Annotated in this window: 11 protein-coding genes; 1 reads left to right on the top strand and 10 read right to left on the bottom strand. The window is 38.5% G+C overall.

The genetic code is table 11. The features are described from left to right. Positions 1-6: 6 nt before the first annotated feature. The 6 genes from KW850_RS10090 to araB all read right to left on the bottom strand — a co-directional run bounded on the left by KW850_RS10090 (position 7) and on the right by araB (position 8478). Positions 7-1710, bottom strand: coding sequence for a sensor histidine kinase (locus KW850_RS10090; RefSeq protein ID WP_218347433.1), 1704 nt, complete (start codon positions 1708-1710; stop codon positions 7-9). 460 nt (positions 1711-2170) lie between these two features. Then, positions 2171-4186 (bottom strand): transketolase, encoded by a 2016-nt coding sequence (gene tkt / locus KW850_RS10095; RefSeq protein WP_218347434.1) that lies wholly within the window; start codon positions 4184-4186, stop codon positions 2171-2173. Between the two features lie 118 nt (positions 4187-4304). Next, entirely contained in the window at positions 4305-4493 is a 189-nt protein-coding gene (locus tag KW850_RS10100) for a hypothetical protein (RefSeq protein ID WP_218347435.1), read from the bottom strand. Positions 4494-4504: 11 nt separating this feature from the next. Beyond that, positions 4505-5989 (bottom strand): L-arabinose isomerase, encoded by a 1485-nt coding sequence (gene araA, locus KW850_RS10105; protein ID WP_218347436.1) that lies wholly within the window; start codon positions 5987-5989, stop codon positions 4505-4507. 102 nt (positions 5990-6091) lie between these two features. After that, positions 6092-6787: an L-ribulose-5-phosphate 4-epimerase gene (araD, locus tag KW850_RS10110; RefSeq protein WP_218347437.1), complete on the bottom strand. Its 696-nt coding sequence runs from the start codon at positions 6785-6787 to the stop codon at positions 6092-6094. After that, entirely contained in the window at positions 6781-8478 is a 1698-nt protein-coding gene (gene araB / locus KW850_RS10115) for a ribulokinase (RefSeq protein WP_218347438.1), read from the bottom strand. The genes araD and araB overlap by 7 nt, the downstream gene beginning before the upstream one ends. Positions 8479-8776: 298 nt before the next feature. Between araB and KW850_RS10120 the strand changes: the two genes are divergently transcribed. Next, positions 8777-9898: a GntR family transcriptional regulator gene (locus KW850_RS10120; RefSeq protein ID WP_308128782.1), complete on the top strand. Its 1122-nt coding sequence runs from the start codon at positions 8777-8779 to the stop codon at positions 9896-9898. A gap of 128 nt (positions 9899-10026) precedes the next feature. Here the strand turns inward: KW850_RS10120 and KW850_RS10125 are convergent, their stop codons facing one another. The 4 genes from KW850_RS10125 to KW850_RS34035 are packed head-to-tail and all read right to left on the bottom strand — an operon-like array spanning position 10027 to position 17759. Continuing rightward, the gene (locus KW850_RS10125; RefSeq protein ID WP_218347439.1) at positions 10027-14490 is read right to left on the bottom strand and encodes a coiled-coil domain-containing protein; all 4464 of its coding nucleotides are present in this window, start codon (positions 14488-14490) and stop codon (positions 10027-10029) included. After that, the gene (locus KW850_RS10130) at positions 14468-15214 is read right to left on the bottom strand and encodes a DUF6063 family protein (RefSeq protein ID WP_218347440.1); all 747 of its coding nucleotides are present in this window, start codon (positions 15212-15214) and stop codon (positions 14468-14470) included. Before KW850_RS10130 ends, KW850_RS10125 begins: the two co-directional genes overlap by 23 nt. Next, entirely contained in the window at positions 15214-16725 is a 1512-nt protein-coding gene (locus tag KW850_RS10135) for a hypothetical protein (RefSeq protein WP_256358182.1), read from the bottom strand. The genes KW850_RS10130 and KW850_RS10135 overlap by 1 nt, the downstream gene beginning before the upstream one ends. Beyond that, positions 16716-17759, bottom strand: coding sequence for a Wadjet anti-phage system protein JetD domain-containing protein (locus KW850_RS34035; RefSeq protein ID WP_308128777.1), 1044 nt, complete (start codon positions 17757-17759; stop codon positions 16716-16718). The genes KW850_RS10135 and KW850_RS34035 overlap by 10 nt, the downstream gene beginning before the upstream one ends. Positions 17760-18052: the final 293 nt, after the last annotated feature.

Genomic DNA, 18052 nt, shown 5'->3' on the forward strand with positions numbered 1-18052 from the left:
AACTTATCAGCTTAACACCTCTCGTACAATAGGATGCCAAATCTCTACCGTCGTACCTTTATTTTCTATGCTTTGAACATTTAACCCATAGTCATTTCCAAAAGAGAGCTTAATTCTTTCATTTACATTCAACATGCCATATCCTTCCGAATCTGCACCGCCAATCATGCCCGTTTTTCGCAGACGTTGATTTAATTTAGTGACCAACTCTGGATTCATCCCACTTCCATCATCTGATACACTCAGATATAGCTTATTATCAATGATCTTTACTTGTATCAAAATTTTCCCTCGGCCTCTCTTGGTTTTAATCGCATGATAAATCGAGTTTTCTACTAATGGTTGTAAAATAAGTTTGAGAACAAAAAGTTCTCTCGCTTCCTCCTGCACCTCGATAACATAATCAAACTTATCCTCATATCTAGTCATCTGAATAATTAGATAACTCTCTATGTGCTCGATTTCTTCTGATACCTTTATACTTTCTTTTCCCTTACTTAACCCAATCCGAAAAAGTTTTGTCAACGCATCAATCACGTCCATAATGTCTTTTGCCTGATATTCCAGGGCCATCCACTTAAGGGTATCAAATGTGTTGTAAAGAAAATGAGGCTTAATTTGCTCTTGAAGCACTTTTAACTCTGCCTCACGCTTTCGTTTTTCTATCAAATTAATAAGATTGAGGAGGTTTTTAATAGATTCAATCATACTATTAAAACTGTCTCCAAGCTTCTTAATCTCATCGTCATTTTTACTTTCAAATTTATTGTCTAAGTCTCCTTGTGCTGCCTTTTTCATGAGTGCGCTTAATTGACTTAGGGGTCTTGTAATCGACGATGTGAAATAAGCAGCTGCAATAATAGCCAAAATCAACACAATCATTGCAATAATTCCCGCAGTCCATCTCATATCCTTTATAAAAGCAAGAGTTTCGTTAATAGAGAATACTCCAACAATCTTCCATTTTGTGTATTCAGAATAGTCATACATCACCTGATAATCGGTATCCTGAATGTTTTTATTAAAACTTCCTGACCTTCTATTATCGAACCAAGAGTCCTTTATACGATATACGATTCTATTAACTGGGGTATACACAATACGAGACTGTTCATCTATAACGTAGACAAATCCATGCGAACCAAACCCCATATTTCGGATTTCACTATTAATTGCATCAAGCTTCCAATCAATCAGAATTACCCCCAAAACTTCTCCTGTTTTTTCATTCATGATCGCTTTAGTAACTGACAATACATCATCTGCACTGTACTTTGGATTAGTGGTGAGGTTCCTTCCGATTGGTCTACTTTCCAAATGAATCATAAAGGGAGAATTCACTGCTTGCTTATACCAACTCTCATTGGTTAGAGAATCCCTTGTCATTTTAGACATTTCGTTACTTATTGATAAATCCTGTTTATTGACTATTAAAATCCCAGCAATCTGAGGATGTGTATCCGTATACATTTTCATCTGCTTTTTTATTTTGGATTCTAGACCAACCTCTGACTTATGTATAAGAAGGAAATCGTTTACATTTTCATTTCTGCTCAAATATTCCGTAATATTCTCTAATTCCTTTATATGTAACTCTATATTTTTTTTCACTTGCTTAATAGCCTTCTTGGTATGCTCATTCGCCTGTTGTTCAATCTGATTTGTATATTCATGAGCAGGTAAGGCTGTCGAAATAGCGATAGAAAGCAAGATAATCGTAATAAATATACAAATTAATTTAAAATATAAAGATTTGTTTCTAAAAAACCAAAAAATGATTTATCCCTCCTGCCAATAAATTTATTATGAAATTTAATTGTTTATATTACAATCTTAATGATGAATACCCTTTCAAAAATCTTATTAGCAATAACTTTTCCAAGGATTTATTTTTTTCCACCTCAATAGACAAGTACTTGTATGCATTATTATATCAAAATTTCGACAAAATAGAATATTGTTAATTTAATTATGTTAATATAATGTTTTTACCCTTAATAACTTTTCGGCAAGCAACAACGAACTGATTCCAACGTGACTTTCTTCTTCAAGGAATAACCAGTTTCCGACAATCCTTATTCCTTTTCTTTTGCTTTTTGCAAAAAAGCCTCCCTCACTTGTTTGGGGTTCCCAACATAGCAAAAGAGGCTCCACTGTCTGTATGACATGTTTATAAGATATCTTTGATTTTTTTAATAATGCTTTCTGGCGTAAATCCATATTCTTTCGAAATACGTTCACCTGGTGCCGATGCTCCAAATGTCCTAATTCCAATTACAAGTCCTTCTCGGCCAACATATTGAGCCCATCCTTGAGGAGAACCTAATTCAATAGCCACATTTACCTTAATATCATTTCTAAGAATTGATCCTTGGTAATCTTTAGATTGTTTGTCAAATAACTCCCAAGATGGCATGCTGATTACACGAGCCTTAATCCCTTCTTTTACTAATCCTGCTTTTACATTAAGGGCAAGCGTTAATTCAGAACCCGTGGCAATTAGTTGGACAACAGGTGCTTCATTCTTAGTGTCATCTGCAATGTAGGCTCCTTTAACGACCTTTTCATTTGCTGTTGCGAAATCAATATTTACTGTAAGGTTTTGCCGTGTTAACACTAAAGCCACAGGACCATTTTTATTTTCAATCGCATATCTCCAAGCTGCAGCCGTTTCATTCGCATCCGCAGGACGTAAAACTGTTACATTCGGAATGCCGCGAAGAGCTGATAATTGTTCAATTGGTTCATGTGTTGGTCCATCTTCACCAACAAAGATGCTATCATGTGTAAACACATAAACTACTGGTAAATTCATTAAGGCGGATAATCTTATTGCTGGACGTAGATAATCAGAAAACACAAAGAATGTAGAACCGAACGGTTTAACTCCTTCATGGAGTGCCATTCCATTAACAATAGCGCCCATCGCAAATTCCCTTACTCCAAAGTAAACATTGCGACCCTCATAATTACTTGCAGAGAATCTCCCTAATTCATTTAAGTGAGTCATCGTTGATGATTCTAAATCAGCAGAGCCGCCAATTAAATTTGGAATTTTTTTAGCCAGTGCATTTAAAACTTGTCCGGAAGCAACACGTGTGGAAAGGGATGCTCCTTTTTCGTAAACCGGCACTTCTTGATCCCAATCTTCTGGAAGTTCTCCTCTAATTTCTCTTTCAAGACGTTCTGATAGTTCTGGATGCTCCACTTTATACTGGGTAAATAGTACATCCCAAAGCTGATTTGCCTGGATTCCATGGTTTTTAACTTCCTGCCAGTACTCCTTTACTTCCTTTGGAATAAAGAAGTCTTCTTGCGGCCATCCGAAAAATTCCTTCGTCAGCTTTACTTCCTCTGCACCAAGCGGAGAACCGTGAGTTCCTTGATGTCCACCTTTTCCACCCTTGTTAGGGCTTCCGTAACCTAAAGTTGTTTTTATCTCGATTAAGGTTGGTTTGTTCAACTCTTTTTTTGCTTCCACTAAGGCTTCTTCGATTGCCGTTAAGTTATTTTCTTCTTCAACTCGGAGGACTTGCCATCCATATGCTTCAAAGCGCACAGCTACATTTTCAGAGAATGAAAGATCTGCTTCACCATCAAGTGTTATATTATTTGAATCATATATTAATATTAATTTTCCTAATTGTAAGTGACCAGCCAGTGAAGCTGCCTCTGCGGAAACACCTTCCATTAAGTCGCCATCCCCGCAAATTGCGTATGTATAATGGTCTATAAGCGGGAAGTTATCACGGTTATAAACAGAAGATAAGTGAGCTTCTGCCATAGCCATTCCGACACCCATTGCAACCCCCTGGCCTAATGGACCAGTTGTTGCATCGACACCTGCAGTATGCCCAAATTCAGGATGTCCTGGAGTTTTGCTTCCCCATTGTCGAAACTGTTTTAAATCTTCGAGCGATACATCATACCCACTCAAGTGCAATAGGCTATATAACAGCATGGATCCATGACCAGCAGAGAGCACAAAGCGATCACGATTAAACCATGATGGATTCTCAGGATTGTGGTTCATTATCTTTGAAAATAATACATGTCCGGCAGGTGCCATTCCCATTGGCATACCTGGATGTCCGGATTTGGCTTTTTCAATGGCATCAATAGCAAGTGTTCGAATGGTATTGACCGCTAACCGCTCTACTAGTAATTTATCAACTGTCTTACTCACAGAAAATCCTCCTCTATATAACCATAGATAATTTTTTAAAATTAAACATCAGGGCTATTATCCCTAATAGCCCTGATGTTTTTTATTTGATTCACTATACCTTAACGACTTTACGACTTTAGATATTGGCTCTGTTAAACTTGCCTGTTGATTTCCGCTCCAGGCGCTTCGCTTTCCGCGGGCGGTCCGGGGAGCCTCCTCGTCGCTGCGCTTCTGCGGGGTCTCCCCTGCCCCGTCCTCCCGCAGGAGTCTTCGCGCCTGGAACGTAGATCAACAGGGTGCCAAAATCAACAATAAGCTTTAACATAGCCTAGATATTTAGCGGAAAATAACGTCATTCCAACGTAGTTCGTTATTGAACGCATGAGTATTCGTATCATTATTAATAACAACCATTTCGATTCCAGTTAGTTCTGCAAAGTCTCGCAGTTGTTCTGTTGTTACTTTATACGAATAGCCAGTATGGTGGGCTCCGCCAGCTTGGATCCAGTTTTCAACTGCTTGGCTTAAAGATGGTTGAGTTTTCCAAAGTACTCTTGCAACAGGAAGATTTGGCATGTCTTTCTCTGGTTGAACTGCATCTACTTCATTCACCAGTAGACGGAAACGATGTCCAAGATCAACAATGGATGCATTCAAGGCGGAACCGCCTCTTCCGTCAAACACGATTCTCGCAGGGTCTTCTTTACCGCCAATTCCAAGTGGATGAACCTCGATTTTCGGACGAGTTGCTGAAATGGATGGGCATACCTCCAGCATATGAGCACCAAGGACCATTTCTTTACCTGGCTCAAAATGATACGTGTAATCCTCCATGAAAGAAGTTCCTTCATTTCCTGCGATAATTTTCATCAATCTAACAAGAGCAGCTGTTTTCCAATCTCCTTCACCTGCAAAACCATAGCCTTGTTCCATTAAACGCTGCACAGCTAATCCAGGAAGCTGACGCATTCCATGTAAATCTTCAAAAGTAGTTGAAAATGCAGTGTAGCCGCCTTCGGATAAGAATGCTTTCATTCCAAGTTCAATTCTAGCTTGATAACGGATGGAATCACGTACCGGACCATCCGTAAGTCCTTCTGGAGTAATATCATATTGCTCTTCGTATTCAGCCATTAACTGGTCAAGATCTTGTTCTGTTACATCATTCATACGTTGAACGAGATCGCCGACTCCGTAACCATTGACTGTCCAGCCGAACTTGATTTGCGCTTCTACCTTGTCACCCTCTGTTACCGCTACTTGGCGCATGTTATCACCAAATCTCGCAACCTTTAAGTTTTTGCTTTCTTCAAAAGCAACGGCTGTTCTCATCCAGCTGCCAATACGCTCTCTTACTTCTGGGTTTTCCCAGTGACCAACCACGACCTTGCGCTTAACTTTTAGGCGGCTTGCAATAAATCCATGCTCTCGGTCGCCATGGGCAGCTTGGTTTAAATTCATGAAATCCATATCGATAGAATCCCAAGGTATATCCCGGTTAAATTGTGTAGCTAAATGCAGATACGGCTTTTGAAGGGCTGATAAGCCGGCAATCCACATTTTTGATGGTGAGAATGTATGCATCCACGTAATAATACCTGCACAATTTTCATCAGCATTTGCTTCTAAAATCAGTTTACGGATGGAATCTGAATCTTTTACAACTGATTTAAAAATTAATTTATACGGTACAGCAGAATCATCGTCCAAACCATTTACAATAGTTTTGGAGTTTTCCTCTACTTGCCGTAATACATCTTCTCCGTATAATAATTGACTTCCTGTTACAAACCAGAATTCATAGGCTTTTGTAGATAACATGGTAATTCCTCCTTTAAGTAAATGAAATATACTTTTATTTAATATTAGTAAACTATCACAATTCGTACGTACAAGTTTTAACAGTCTGGCTGTTTTAGCAGACTACTTTTGTCCGTAATAGGCATTAGCACCATGCTTACGGAGATAATGCTTATCAAGCAAGAATTGATCAATAGGATTAATTTTCGGATTAAGCTGGAATGTGTTCAATGCCATTTTTGCTACTTCCTCTAGAACAACAGCATTGTGAACCGCTTGGCTTGCATCTTTCCCCCAGCTAAATGGGGCATGACCTGATAATAAAACACCGGGCATAGCAATCGGATCAAGGCCTTCTTTTTTAAAGGTGTCAATAATGACATTCCCTGTTTCAAGCTCGTATCCCCTTTCAATTTCCTCTTGAGTCAGGGTACGTGTACAAGGAATTTCTCCATAAAAATAATCTGCATGTGTTGTCCCAAGTGCTGGGATGGGACGTCCTGCTTGAGCCCAGCTTGTAGCCCCTGGAGAATGAGTATGAACAATCCCGCCTATTTGTGTAAATGCCCGATATAATGCTAAGTGTGTTGGTGTATCAGAGGAAGGTCTTAACGTGCCTTCAACGATCCTTCCATCTAAATCTAAAACAACCAGATCATCTATTTGTAACTCTTCGTACGGAACACCACTAGGTTTGATAACCACAAGGCCTGTTTCACGATCAATCCCGCTCACATTTCCCCAAGTAAACGTAACCAAACCATGTTCTGGAAGCTTCAAGTTTGCATCTAAGACTTCTCTTTTCAAACGCTCTAACATACTGTTTCTTCCTCCTTCTTCTCTAAGGAGCTTTCTTTCTTAATCTTTTTCAAGGTTTTCATGACATTGTTTTCGCCGCGGCCAAAATAATCGTAAAGACGGGCATATTCGGTATATAACTGTTCATAAATTTCAGCATTATGTTTAATAGGTTGATAGATATCATCTTTTACTCTTCCCATATCTTTGGCTGCATCCGTAATGCTGTCGTACCCGCCGCGTTCTTTTCCAGCTGCTACGGCACCAAACATGGCAGAGCCAAGGGCTGGAGTTTGTGAAGACGCTGAGATCTTAATATCTATATTTAGTACATCAGAGTAAATTTGCATCATCAATGCATTTTTCTCAGCAATTCCGCCGGCAGCGTATACCTCATTCACTGGGACTCCATTGTTACGGAATGTCTCTACAATCATCCGTGTACCGTATGCCGTCGCTTCTATTAAGGCACGATAAATTTCTTCCGGCTTAGTTAATAGGGTTGCACCAAGAAGAACGCCGGTAAGGTCCGCATCGACAAGAGTTGATCGGTTACCGTTCCACCAATCTAAGGCAAGGAGACCGCTTTCACCAACACGTAATTGAAATGCTTTTTCGGTTAGTAATTGATGAATACTAATCCCTTTTTCTTTTGCTTCTTCGTGGTAGCTTTGAGGAACACAGTTTTCAGTGAACCATTCGAAGTGGTCTCCTACGCATGATTGGCCGGCTTCGTAGCCCATATATCCAGGGATCACGCCATCTTCAACTACACCACACATACCTGGAACAATCTTTTCTTCTTCTCCTAAAAGAATATGACATGTAGAAGTTCCCATAATCATTAACAATTTACCTGCATCTGTAATACCTACCGCTGGTACAGCAACATGTGCGTCTACGTTTGCAACCGCTACTGCTGTACCTGGTTTTAAACCAGTCAATTTAGCAGCTTTTTCAGTAATTTCCCCTGCTTTTGAGCCAATTGGTACAATCTTAGTAGAAAGTTTTTCTTCTACTACATTTTCCAAACGAGGATCAAGCGCTTTGAAAAATTCTTTGGATGGATATCCATCTTGCTTATGCCAAATCGCTTTATATCCAGCCGTACAACTATTGCGGTCGATATTACCTGTTAACTCTGAAATAACCCAGTCAGTAGCTTCTAAAATCTGATCTGCTGCTTCATAAATTTCAGGAGCCTCATTTAGAATCTGCCATAATTTTGGAAACAGCCACTCAGAAGAAATTTTCCCTCCATAACGTTGTAAGAACTTTTCTCCACGGGCTTCTGCCATTTCATTTAAGCGGTTCGCTTCATCTTGAGCCGCGTGATGTTTCCAAAGTTTCACATAGCTGTGAGGTTGGTTTATAAATTCATCTTTGAAACACAATGGTGTTCCATTGGCATCAATCGGAAGGACCGTACAAGCTGTAAAGTCAATCCCTAATCCAATTACATCTTCCGCTGAAATTTTTGCTTTCTCTAAAACTTCCGGAATCGTAACCTGTAAAACTTCAAGATAATCGGCCGGATGCTGCAGTGCCCAGTCATGTTCTAACTTCGTGGTTCCATTTGGTAAAAATTCATCCATGACCCCATGTGTATAGGGTTTTACGGCCGTAGCCACTTCTCTTCCAGTTCCTACTTCAACAAGTACAGCTCTTCCAGATTGTGTTCCATAATCTACACCAATTGAATACTTAACCATCTACTTCACCCTTCCCAAGAAAGTAAAATTTTGAAACATCTTTAATAGTTTTAATTTTTAATATTATATTCATACGCACAAGTTAACCTAACCATAACTTGTACGTATAAGTTAATTTAATCTTATCATTTAATCATTTTTTTTCAATAAGGAAAGTAAAATTTTTACGCCCCACCGCTAATAGAGAAAATAAATTGGAGATATTCTATATTTTTTGTTAACATATTACTTAAAAGGTATTGTTATATCGTACGTACAAGTGATAATTAGCAGCAAGATAGTTGAAAGCGGTGATAACGTGGCACAACAAGCTAAATATATAATGATAAAAGAAAAGATTAAGGATTGGATCACAAGTGGTGAAGTTAAACCTGGTGAGAAAATCTATTCGGAAAATGATCTTATGAAGATGTTTAATGTTAGCAGGCATACCATACGCCAGGCTGTCGGAGATTTGGTTCATGAAGGATGGTTATACAGAGAACAAGGCGCTGGAACGTTTTGTTCTAACAAGTTAGAGGAAGTGTTGCCAGTTCAACAGTCTTTTAGTACACCGACGGGAAAAAATATCGGAGTTATCACAACATATATTTCTGATTATATTTTCCCATCCATCATAAGGGGAATGGAATCCTACTTAACGGAAGCTGGGTATACCTTAACCCTCGCCTGTACAAACAACGATGTAGACAAAGAGAAGTATTGTTTACAGACCATGTTAAACAGGAAAATAGATGGTCTTATTGTAGAACCAACAAAAAGCAATAATTACAACCCAAACATCCAATATTACCTTGAGTTGGAACAAAACAACATTCCTTACCTGATGATTAATCAATTTTATTCGCAACTCATGCCTCCGCACATCATTGTTAATGATGAAAACGGTGGATATATTGCAACGGAACATTTAATAAAACTGGGCCACAAGAAAATTGTCGGTCTGTTTAAAACCGATGACCTTCAAGGGGTCAATCGTATGAGAGGGTTTATCCGTGCATTTAGAGAATTAGGATTGACAGCTTATCCCGAGATGATCGTTACCTATACGACTGAAGAACGCTATGAAAAACTAATAAAACGATTAAAAAATTTCTTCACGACAGACTCCAGGCCTACTGCTATCGTTTGTTACAATGACGAACTAGCCTTACAAGTGTTAGATTTACTTAGAAATCTCCAAATAAGCGTTCCAGACGATGTTTCCATTGTTGGTTATGATGATTCCTTTTTAGCAGAGGCGACAGATATAAAATTTACTACTGTTGCCCATCCAAAAATGCAAATGGGAATTGATGCGGCTAAATGGATTGTTTCTGCTGTGGAGAAAAATGGTGATAGCCCCTCATCGATTGTATACGAACCGGAATTAGTTATTCGAAATTCTACTGCTCCATTTAATATAGAACAAAGTAAATAATAAACATAAAAAGTCGGAGGATCCCCGACTTTTTTATGTTTATTAGAAAGATGTACATCTGTATTTCTAATATCTGTTTTCTTGTGATTCATAATTTTAATAATTTGTGCACCAAACAGTTTTCCTTCTTATTGAACGACTCCCTCTCTCTGGTAAATCCGAAATGCGGGAACAATCGTGTCCGAAACAATTTCTTTTCCTTTCTCACGAATGAAGTCTAATTTATAATAGGCATCAAATCTTTGGCTGATCTCTGTTTTCACAAGTTCAGGCGGAGTGACGACGATGAATTGGAACTTTAGTTTTTCGGCTACTGCGAATATCGGGTCAAGGACATGTGCCGATGCAGCTTGTCCGAACGGATTATCACAGACTAAAGGAACCCAGCTATGATCGGTTTCGCTTTTAACGGATAATAACATCATCATCATCACCATTCGGGCTGATAACTTCTGTCCGCCGCTGCCATCGGATTTCGTCTTAGAACCTTGATTAATTGTCTGCCAGGTTGAATAATGCTCTCTTTGCGGTTTCCCGTACATAAAGGCATTATCTGTTCGCATATTATAGACGAGCAGCTCAGGATATCGATTTCGAAGGGATACAAATAAAATTTGCTCATCACTTATGAGTTGTTTTATTTCTTCGTCTAACAATCGATTATGATCATCTATCATATCAAATTGTTTGGTAATTTTGTTAATGGCAGCTACAAAGTGCTGCTTCAGTAGTGGTTCAATATCTTCAGCCTTTTTAGGTAAGATATCTTCTTTGAGCTGAACGAGCGGAAAGGATCCTCGTTCATTTTTCAGCTTCATTTTCGCAATCATTGAACGAATGGCCTCTGAAATGCTCATCACTTTCATACTGGCACGGCTGGCCCAGAAGTTTTGAGCCTTTTCTGCTCTTTCTTTGTCGCGTTCTAATTGTTCCAATCCACTTTGTGAAAAACGTTTCATATTTTTAACGATGTTCTGGATATGCGTATAATGCCTTGTATCCATATGGTCTAGTGTCGTTAATACTTCATTTTTAAAACGAATCTCCCAATCCTTGCCCTCAATCGTGAGCTTTAAATTGCGCAATGATTGATCGATTTTCGCATGCTTCTCCTGACCATCTTCCTGTATCCCTTGATGTTCTTCACACCAGGATATGATACACGCTTTTCCTTGACTCTTAATTTTTTCTAGATCATCATTCGTAAATACTGCAGCTTCCTCTTTTAGGATAACGGATAAGGTTAACAAATCTCCTTCATAACCCGCAATTTTGGTTTCCGTTTCTTTTTGGCGTTTCTCAGCCTGCTTTACTTCCTCTTTCGCTACTTTCGTTTGGTCTTTAATTTCTACTTCCTTTACTTCTAATTCAAGGTCTTCCCATTGTTCAGGCTGTTTTTCATGTTTTTCTACTTTCTTTCCTGACTTATCACGCTGTTCAATAGCGTGCTTCAAGGACGTTTCCGCTACAGTTACAGCCGTTCCTTGTTCCCGTTCTTCTTTTTCCGCTGTCTTCGCTTCCTTCTGTGCATTTTGCAGCATATTTTCTAATATACTTAGAGGTTCATCTGGTTCTGCAGCTTTATTCCAGTCCTGATCATGAATAGTTAGTTTTTTCTCTAATTTCTTTTGTTGCTTTTGTTCGGTTTCTCTTTTTGCTTGAAGAACGAGTAATTCTCTAGCCTGTTCTTCTTTTGATTTTTGAAGCTGCTTTAGCTCTTCGATTCTTCCGTTAATCTCTTGTAATAAATGTGGTGATAAGCGAGGGACCTCTTCACATTGGTCTGCTTTTTCATCAGCAGGAAAAGAGGCTTCTTCAATAAAGAACCTGATCTCCTTTATATTTTGTTCAGTTGTAAGCTTCCATTCTACATACGTTTGATTCCACTGGTTTTGCAGATCAATTGTAATTTGGTGCTCTTTTCCTATTTCTTGCTGCTGAATAGTCAAGGATTCCTTTTGCTTCTCTTTCTCTAGTTTCACCCGTTTATTTTCATGATGAAGAGTTTTTTCTTGATCAAACTCCTCTAATGTTTCTATATTTCTTGTAAGCTTTTCTATCTTAACTTTTGTCTTTTCCAGCTGTTCCTTTAACCCAAGCTGTAATTCTTTTTCTTTCTCTTCTTGTGTTTTAATTTCCTGCAATTGCGTCTTCTTAGAAAGTAGAGCGTTTTGTTCCTGATTGAGAGCTTTTTCGATATCACTAGAAAGCTCGCTTGATAAAAAACGATCGATTTCTTTTAAAATACGACGCAAGGAGGTTTCTGTCTTTTCAATTTCAAGGAGCGTATCTTTCTTTTCCTCTATTTGTTTAGCAATCTTTATTTTCCAGCTGGTGAATTGATTTTTATCACTTAATAGCTCTTTCTCGGTTCCGTTAATGATCACAAAGGATGGCTGGTGATATTCACTGTTCATTTCCTCACGTAAGAAAATCGGAACAGGACTTTTAAACATTCTTCCTGTAAGAACCTGCTGGTTAATTTTTTGCCATTGCTGGCCGCTTACGACCAACCCGTATGGAAGGAGCGGATACGTGATAAGGGAATGCCCTATTTCCGCTGGGCTTAGTGATTGGAGAAATTGGGTTCCATAAAATACATCTATTCCAGTCTTCTCATCGATCCATTCCTTTAATTCCTTCACATCTTTATTTGCGATCCAGAAGGGCTCATCGTTTAAGGAGTGATCAAGTTGTGTTTCCCAAAGGTCCTTTTTAATTTGTTCAGCTTGTTGGCGGTTATTGCCTAGTATTTCTTCAATTTGTATCGCATACTTCGATAAGAGCGAGTGAGTAAATGGCGCTTTGACATCAGCAAGTAAACCAAGAAGCTTTTCTAATAGTTTTGCTTCTTTTTGCTTTTGCCCTTCATTAGCTGCCTTTAAATCTTCACATTTTTCCTCTGAAAACTGAATGGATTGGACGAGCGTACCATGTGAAGTGGCAAGTTGATTTTGCTTTTCACTAGATTCTTTATCTTTTGCTTGCAACTCTACTAATCTAGCCTTTTTGTCTTCAATTTGTTTAAAAAGACTCTCGATCAAGCCCTTTAAATCATAGGTTAAGCGATCGCCAAATTCTTGTATGAGTGCCGCTTCCTTCAACTCAAAATTATGCATTTGCGTATAAAGAAAATCAATTTCCGTACTAAGCTGTGCAATGTCTTTTGTCTTTTGTTTATCCTGTTGCAACAGCCCTGTTGCTTTTTTATTTAAGAACTTTTGATACCCCAAATACTGCTTAACACCTTCTTGAATCGATAGAAAGGATTGCTCCCATTGCTTTCTAGCTTCTTGCTTAATTTCATCCATTCTTTGATTCACTTGCTCTAAGCCACTATTTTGTTCCAACGTCGCGATCTGCTGTGAAAGAGAGCGAATACTTTGTTCGTTTTCACTCCACTCTTTTAATAATAGCTGAAAGTCCAGTTGTGCTTTTCGTTCCTGTTTCTCTTTAACGATTGCATGTTTGGAAGTGTGTTTCTCCCTTTCTTCCACTAATTTCTTATCCCAATCCATGACCACTCTGTGAGCTTTTGCAAACTCTAGATTATCTTTTTGAAAGCGTAAATTTGCCTGCCTGATGATTAATTTCTCCAAGTCTTTCTCTAAAGAAAGCTGCGTTTCCTCTTCCGATTGCTTCAAATGCTCTAAGGCACCAAGAAGTTGTCTTCCTGTCTGTATACTTGCAAGTACAATTTCTTTATGTTCTACTCCTTTAGCTAAGTGCTCTTCAAATGGGACAATGTCTTCTAAAAACTCTTTATGGGCTTGCTCTCTTTTCAAGAGTACTGGCAGGTCTTTAGCGATACTTGCCTGGCTCTTGAAAATCTCCACAAGATCGTTCTTTTGATGTTCGGTTCGATGCAACACTTGACTCACAGTAGGAATGATCCGTTTTTGGAACAGGGAATGATCATCCTCAGCCCCCTCGAAATATTTCCCAACTCCGCCTTCATCCTTGTTAATGTCCTTCATAATATCCCAGTCTTTACGGTTAATTCCATATGTATCAAGGATGCGATAGTGCTTCTTCGTATCTCGATAAACGTCATATCCATTCCACTTTAAATAGTCCTTCAAGCTTTCAGTTTCGGCAACCTCACCATTTTCATAGAGTGGAATATGCTCCAGCGCTGCCTCTTCTTTCCGTTCAAATTCTCTTGTATAAAATGTAATAGTAGGGAGGATCTTTGCTTCCTGTTCCAATGTTTTACTTTCATTTCCACTTTCTTCACTCATAGAGATCCTCTGCTCTGCTGAGAACATTCCTCCTGTTACTAGATGCCGGTGGTCAGCGCCGTCCAATTCCCACTGAATGAGAACATGAAAGGTATAGGGTATAAATTGCTCTTTATTGTTAAAGAAAAACTGCTGATAATAACGATTGTTCTGTTTTCCCCATGAAGTTCCAGGTTTGAGTATTTGGAAAATGGTCTGAAGGAACACACCTTTCCCACCCCCATTCATCATCGCAATGAGGCCATTTGTTGATGTCTCATCATTATGGAAATTAAAAGTGGTATCTTTATATTGCTTTTGCATGCCATCATACTTGAGGCCGACAATTCTAATTCGATGGATTTTCGGCATGCATATCCTCCTCTGTAGTCATTAATTTTTTAAAAACTTCATAACGATCATAATCGTGATACAAGTATTCAATTCGCTCAAAAAGCTCTTGTTTCGGAATCACCTTAGGAATATCGTCCCGATCAAGAATGACGATTAGTGCCTCCGTCTCTAATAAGCGCATAGCCCCGGCAATTAAACCGATTCTCGTTCGTCTATTGCCTTTTTTTATCCCATAATCGTCCGTGTCAACCTCCATGTATTTCCATGTTGACACAACTTCCTTCATATCAATTCGTTCATCTTCTCCGAAGGTCGGTTTAGCTTTAAGAATGCTATCCCATTTAATGATTAGGTCGTTGACTTGCCGTTCTATTGCGTAGTAGCTAATCCCTTCCCGCTTCGTACGGATTTTAGCAGCCTGGTTGCGATCAATTGCTGCTAAAAAAGACATAATCACAACGCTAATCAGATGAAAGTGTTTTTTCGTTTCGACTTGCCGATGCTTTTCTTTCAAATGGGTAAAATTCGTAGCAAAGACGGATCCAGTTGGCTGGACAACTAGGTGGATGCGTTTAGGCGATTCAATGATATATGTACCTGATTCGTCTGCTAATAAAAGAACCGTCTGTCTCACTTCCGGATCAAAATAAGTCTGGAAGTGTTCACTATTTTCGTCGATTACTTTATCTTTTAATAACGAAAAATAGACAGCTGATGCTTTTTTGATACTTTCTGCATTCATCATTTCTCCTCCTGTACACATATTTTAAAAGGGGTAATTTTCATTTGATACCATAGGAAAGGCTCCGCTCGATGATCAAACACAGTATAAATTTTCAAGCCTTCAAACACTTGAAATTGCGGATATTCCTTCATTAGTTTATAAAGAAGGATTTCCCTCTCATCACTAAAGGTTTCTTCCTTTCGATGCAGCACTTGAACCTTCAGTGGTTTTTTATCGAACATCATCCACAAATCAATCGTTTCAGATTCTTCAAACCATAAATCCTGCACTTCTAGTGGCATCTCGGCTAAATCAGCTAACGAGAACTCTCCGTTTGTTTGTAAAAATTGAAAAACATAACTCCATGCCTTAATAACAGAATCCCAGTTCGTCACTCGCAAACGAGTAATGCTTTCTTCAACCTCATCTTCAATGACAGTATCCGTTAGTTGCTTTTCATCGAATTCTTGTTCACCCCAAATCCAATCGAGCGGCAAGATAAATTCATTCTTCGGTGAAAATAAAGGAGAAAGGACTCTTTCTATCGTCTCGAAACGATGAACGCCTTCCTTCATGAACCAATTTTCATAAAAATGCTCTCGAAATGAAACCAGACTGTTTTCCCAAAACAATGAGGGATTTTCCGCTTTTAATTTCATCTCATAGGAAATATTTTGAATGACTAACTTAGCAAAACGATCATGCAATTGTCTTGTATGGCCAATTTTTTCTTGAAGAAGAATCAATTCTTTCTGTATATAATCATCTTCTTCATTCCTGCGTTTCGTCTTTTCTATCATACTAGTAATAGTACGGAAGTGATTTTTTTCTTCTTCAAATTGCTTTTCAATTTCAACACGATTGTCTGCCCTTTGCCATTCCTCTTCAATCAGTAAGATTTTGGGATTGTTGATCATTTCCTTTTGAAAAGTGAATTCATTTGCCATTAAGCGGTTTACTCGTGAAATGAGGTGATCGAGGTTTCGAGTAGCTTTTCTAAAATTACCGTTTTTAATCAACTGCATACTATAGAGTTGTTCAATTGTGATCGAGAACTCCTCGGCCATTTCCCTGCTCATAAAAATCATTTCCTGAGCGACATCCGTAAGTTTATAAACAATAGACCCGCCCATCTCTAGATTCGTATATAATTCATCCATTGTGACATAGCGGAATGTTTGCGTTTCCCAAGATTGTCTTATTTCATCGTAATATAAGGCTTCAAACGGTTTACTGTACTCTTCTTTCCCCTGATATAAAAGCCCACTTGTAATCCGTTCAATTTGCTTTTCGTCTGCTAAAAGCTTCATTTGCTTAATGGAGTCTTCAACCATATACTTGATATCTGATTTCCTTCTATTATCATCATCATTTAATTCTCTATAGAAGATTGTGAGGAGCACTTGCATGAGAATGGTTTGGATATGAGGTTTCAGCTCACCTACTTCCATTCCCCTCCCAAGCTCAAACAGTGGATTTAATCGTTGCATTCTTTGGGCGAATCCTTCCCATGATTCGTTCACATCCATCTCCTCCATGTTTCGATTGTTAAGACTTCTTGTGGAATCCGCTTATTTTCCTGCCATAATTTCTGTAAAAGAGCTTGCTCGTCTTCAGTAAACCAATGAAAGAATAAATCACGGTATTGGATGTTCTGTGTTTGGCCTTGTTTCTGGTCATTCCTTTGTTCTAGACATTCAAGCATTTTGCGATAAATTTTTAAGGCAGGCTGAATACAGCAATCCGGGTATTTTTCGATAAGCCGAATGATAATACCGTATCCTGCAGCATCAATATCTCCGGCATAATAGAAAAGATAGGGTTTTGGCGGAAACATTCGAAAGAAAAAGGAAAAGCTCCGTTCAATTTTTGTCCCTTCACCATAAATAATCAGTTCAGGTTCATAATCCAGTTCATTTGCTTCCAATAACTTAATGGAAGTATGGAAGAATGCTAGATTCTCGACAATCAGGACCCGCTGAACATCTTTTATTTCTTTCTCTTGTTTCATCCAAAATACAAAAGGCTCCCCGTAGTTCACCATTTTAAGTTGGTCTTCTGATATGCCAATTCTAGCTAAGAAGCCTTTACCATCAGGAAAGCTATCACTGTCTAATAAGAATTTTTCATGGCCAAAGAGTTCCAGGCTTCTTTCTTCGAATGAGACAATTTCCCGTTCCTGACTGGATTGGAGAAATGTATATAAATTGTGGATTCGATTCCATTCGTCTTTCGTTTGCCATTCAGGGTGCCTTTCATAATAGGAAAAATCAAACTGATCACTTAATTTCATCATCTCGAAACGATCCCATTTGTTTTCCTGAACTTTTATATTAACCCAGTAAAATAAGGCAAGCGCTGGTGTTCTTCCATTGTATTGATTATTTTGGATAGGGATAAGGTGTCCCTCTGCTTGCAATATTTCAATGGCACGATAAAACAACGAATAACCGTCCATATCATAATAATCATCCAAAAGCTTGCGCAACTGGAGTTCTAAATCGTTAATATTTATTTTCTTTTTTTGGTTAGGGTGTTGGATATCTCCAATAAAACCTCTCACCCGTGTTTCAATGATATCGATTATATTTCACCTACTTATATCTTCTTAGTGTCATAGAAATAGACTCCTACTATCCAATTTGGACATCCTTTTATTATAAACTAGTTGTGTGATTGTGGGTAAATGGTTTTTTAATCCACGCCAATAGCCTTGCATCATTCTGATTCGTTAAATGAACCTCTTCGATTTTACTTTACACTCTCATTGGTGTCCTCTTGCTCTGATTGGTATAAGGAACCCAACTTTTCGACGGATTACCATATTGGCTTCCCTGATAATGATTTGGAAGCTAG

The organism is Bacillus sp. sid0103 (genome assembly GCF_019219025.1).